Genomic DNA, 3,458 nt, shown 5'->3' with positions numbered 1-3,458 from the left:
CATCAACTTACACCACGGCCACCCTTCCTAAGCATTTTCCCGCAAGCAGCTTTTTGCACACTTCTCGGTACATTACCGCGAGAGCACGCGCACCGGAAGGAAGAAGCCTCGCCTGCAGGCTATCCACCGGCTTCGGTCCGGCGATAAACCGCCACCGGGAACGATGCCGTGCACATGGGGATGATGTGTGAGCGCCGAGCCCCACGTATGTAAGACGAGCGTGGCGCCGATCTGCGCTCCAAGATGCTTCGGATCAGCGGCAATAGTACGCAACGTTTCGGCCGCGAGATCGAATAGCAGTCCGTAGATGACAGCCTTGTTGTAATACGCAATCGCGCTGATCGCAGCGGGTAGCGTGAAGACCACGTGGTAATACTCGACGGGCAGGAGATCGGCCTCACGCGCTTCCAGCCAGCGACGCGCCGCGCCAGCCTGGCACCGTGGGCAATGTCTGTTGCGGCACGAGTTGTAGGCGACTTCGATCGCCGCGCATCCTTCACAGCGCAGCAGGTGCCCTCCCAGCGCCGCCGTGCGGCACTGTTCGATTGCGGACATGACCTTTAGTTGCCCGAGGCTCAGGTTAGCGGATCGATGCCACGCTGGACCAAGGGAGCGGAAGACGTCTGCGATCTCAAGCGCGCAATGCGCCACGATGAGAGCTACTCAGTACGCAAACTCTCAAGGGGGCTGACCACCTCGCGCAGAATATCAGTGGCAACCTGCGCATAAAGCGCTGTGGTCTCAAGCTTCTTGTGCCCCAGCATGACCTGGATCACCCGGATATCGACCTTCTGTTCCAGCAGATGCGTGGCAAAGCTGTGCCGCAAGGTATGCATGGACACGCGCTTGTCGATTCTCGCAGCCTCGGCCGCAGCATGAACCGCCCGGTTGAGCTGGCGGGTGCTGAGCGGCTCGATCGGGTTAAGTCCGGGAAACAGCCAGCCTCCGTCGAGCATCTTGCCCTGGGCGCGTGCGACCCGCCACCAGACCCGCAAACGCTCGAGCAGGATCGGCGACAGCATGGCATATCTGTCCTTCTGGCCTTTGCCTTGCTCAACGCGCAGCGTCATACGCTCGCTATCGATGTCACTGACCTTCAGCGCAGTTACCTCGCTGGCGCGTAATCCCGTTCCGTAGGCGAGCGCCAGCGCCGTTTGATGCTTCAGGTTGGTCGCCGCCGCGATCAGCCGCCCGACTTCTTCGCGGCTGAGTATGACGGGCAACGTACGCGGGAGATAGATCGGACGCATCTTCGCCATCAACGCGTCTTGAGCGAGCGTCGTGCCGAAGAAGAACTTCAGGCCGGTGATCGCTGCGTTCAAAGAAACTGGCGACACGCAGTGGTCAACCAGATGCAGTTGATAGCGACGCAGGTCTTCGACAGTGGCAGTGTCGGGTGAGCGTCCGAGGAAGATGGTGAACTCTCGTACCACACGAAGATAATTAGCTTGTGTGGTTGGTGCGAGGCGGCGCATGCGCATGTCGTCCATCATGCGCTGACGCAACGGACTAATAACCTGGGTGGGGGATGTCATGGCCCGGTTCCTCCTGGGTAACGAGGCGGATCGCCTCATCACTCAACATAGGAAACTGGAGGGTTTTACCCTTTCATAACCAATAACTTTGAACGGAGCACATACCGCGCGAGCGGTTTAGTCCTGTGGCCGCACTGAGCCATCTGACGTTCACTCCGCAACGTCGTCGTGCCTCACGCCTTCTGACCTAGAATGGCGCACAGCCTTGCCGAGCCAAGGGCCGATCTGATAGCTTTCGCTGAGGCAACCGCCGTCTCTTCGCTGATGTGTGTTGGACTGTTGGACGACAGCTTGGTCGACGATAAACTGGCTTCTGTGTCCATCAATCCTTAAGGCGCCCCATGAGCACCAAGACATCTATCGGGTATCACTACGGCGAAGGAAAGGAGCCATCCTGGCACCTCTATGAAGAGGCGTTCGAGAAGGATGATGTGGTCTACCTCGAACTCGAAGGCGTGCAAGCCGACGTCGTGATGATCGACAGTCTTTGGGGGGCCAAGGCCGGCACGGTGCTGCTACGGCTGCCCAGCGCGACGGCCCGTCAGCTCGGACTACTTCCGCACTCGGATGAAGGCGATGCGCCACCGTTGGGTAAGGGATAGACAGCACGCCATCACAAGCGATGGCGCTTAGGAGGGAGGGATTGGAGCAGCTGTCCGATGCGCCCACGGCCCTTCCGATCATCGCGGGTGAATCTCGGTGAAGCGCATCCACGCCTAACAGCATTCAGGCGGCCTCGGCCTGTAACGTGAAATCAACGTGGATAGCATCATAGGGAAAAATGATGTCGCCGTTGTCCGAACGTTCCAGGACGCCCACATTGATTAGCGCGAGAACGTCATCATGCACGCGGCGGACATCGCGATCGACGCGCCGGGCAAGTTCTCTGATCGACATGGCGCCCGCGCCTGTCATCTTCTTGAGGATGTCCCAGCGCAGTTGGGTGAGCGTCCTGAGCAACAGTTCGGGCGTTGCGAAGCTGATGAATTCGCCCTGCTTTTCGCCGCGCATTGCGGCTGCGAAGCTTCGGGTGATGTCGTCGCGGGAGGCGATCCCAAGCGTTACCGTGGTCATTGTGCGGCCCTCCATTGGTCTACGTCTAACCAGAAATCAGCCATAAGCTGTTCCGGCGTCGTGAATGCATAGGGCGTCTCGACTGCACCAACATGCTTATGGTCGCCCTTCCCGCGTTCGTTATCGTAACGAAGCACGCATACGTTCTTCACGATGTACGCGGCACTGTACTTGTAGAAGTGTGCGCTGCCGTCGACAGGGTGCGGAACCTTCCAGACGAGTAAAGCCGCAAATGACGTCTCATCGACCGGGACACGGCGCTTCAAGAGGGGAATTGCGTTCATGTTGACAATGATGACAACATGCGCCGATGTTGTCAATCATGTCAACGTCATCGGGTTGCGGGATGTTCCAGCATTGGTGACGATTGCTTGGTCTGATCAACAGCCGCGCAACGCCTTACCGGCTGTCCACCCGAAGACGGTCAGCGTCCCCGTGCACCTTGGGACCGCTGCCGGTTTGTCTTGAAGCGTCAAGCGGACGCATTTGGAACCATCGAGCCCGGCGGCCGCAGCTGCGCATCATCAGATCGGTCGGGAATGATGGTATCCGCTGAATCGCGCACATTGCCTGCGCTCTTGCCGTATCGTCGGGCACTACAACGCCGGTAACGCGATCGCGCTTGACTGCGTCCTTCACCTTTTCGAGCTTGATAGCGCACAGCGCATTCTTAGCCGCCAAGTCGATATTCGATGGGAAAGTTTGAAGGTTCAACCGGTAGTGTTTGCAGTCAACGCAGAGCTTCATCTTGACCTTCCTCGCCGACAGAGATGGTAATGTACCGAGAAGTGTGCAAAAAGCTGCTTGCGGGAAAATGCTTAGGAAGGGTGGCCGTGGTGTAAGTTGATG

At 58.6% G+C, this 3,458-nt stretch carries 5 protein-coding genes and 1 pseudogene; 1 reads left to right on the top strand and 5 read right to left on the bottom strand.

The features are described 5' to 3' along the window. Positions 1-75 precede the first annotated feature (75 nt). Both NCR34_RS10850 and NCR34_RS10845 read right to left on the bottom strand, forming a co-directional pair. Positions 76-651, bottom strand: a pseudogene (locus tag NCR34_RS10850) (IS91 family transposase); the annotation flags it as partial. Between the two features lie 8 nt (positions 652-659). Continuing rightward, positions 660-1,535 (bottom strand): tyrosine-type recombinase/integrase, encoded by an 876-nt coding sequence (locus NCR34_RS10845; RefSeq protein ID WP_250499847.1) that lies wholly within the window; start codon positions 1,533-1,535, stop codon positions 660-662. Between the two features lie 341 nt (positions 1,536-1,876). Between NCR34_RS10845 and NCR34_RS10840 the strand changes: the two genes are divergently transcribed. Then, a complete protein-coding gene (locus NCR34_RS10840; protein ID WP_250499846.1) occupies positions 1,877-2,137 on the top strand; it encodes a hypothetical protein in 261 nt (86 codons plus the stop codon). Between the two features lie 124 nt (positions 2,138-2,261). Here the strand turns inward: NCR34_RS10840 and NCR34_RS10835 are convergent, their stop codons facing one another. From NCR34_RS10835 to NCR34_RS10825, 3 genes are all read right to left on the bottom strand, one after another. Then, positions 2,262-2,609 carry an HVO_A0114 family putative DNA-binding protein gene (locus NCR34_RS10835; RefSeq protein ID WP_250499845.1) on the bottom strand — a complete coding sequence of 116 codons (348 nt, stop codon included), beginning with the start codon at positions 2,607-2,609 and terminating at the stop codon, positions 2,262-2,264. Further along, positions 2,606-2,893 carry a toxin-antitoxin system TumE family protein gene (locus NCR34_RS10830; protein WP_250499844.1) on the bottom strand — a complete coding sequence of 96 codons (288 nt, stop codon included), beginning with the start codon at positions 2,891-2,893 and terminating at the stop codon, positions 2,606-2,608. Before NCR34_RS10830 ends, NCR34_RS10835 begins: the two co-directional genes overlap by 4 nt. Positions 2,894-3,008: 115 nt before the next feature. Beyond that, on the bottom strand, positions 3,009-3,458 hold a 450-nt coding region (locus NCR34_RS10825), incomplete at its 5' end, for a hypothetical protein (RefSeq protein ID WP_250499843.1).

The sequence above is a fragment of the Caballeronia sp. GAWG1-5s-s genome, from assembly GCF_023631445.1.
GTDB lineage: Bacteria > Pseudomonadota > Gammaproteobacteria > Burkholderiales > Burkholderiaceae > Caballeronia.
This window is presented reverse-complemented; position numbering and strand designations above follow the sequence as displayed.

What these genes read in the sequence shown, in the direction of transcription:
- NCR34_RS10845 (WP_250499847.1), bottom strand. Translation starts at nt 1,535, where the DNA reads ATGACATCCCCCACCCAGGTTATTAGTCCGTTGCGTCAGCGCATGATG.
- NCR34_RS10840 (WP_250499846.1), top strand. Translation starts at nt 1,877, where the DNA reads ATGAGCACCAAGACATCTATCGGGTATCACTACGGCGAAGGAAAGGAG.
- NCR34_RS10835 (WP_250499845.1), bottom strand. Translation starts at nt 2,609, where the DNA reads ATGACCACGGTAACGCTTGGGATCGCCTCCCGCGACGACATCACCCGA.
- NCR34_RS10830 (WP_250499844.1), bottom strand. Translation starts at nt 2,893, where the DNA reads ATGAACGCAATTCCCCTCTTGAAGCGCCGTGTCCCGGTCGATGAGACG.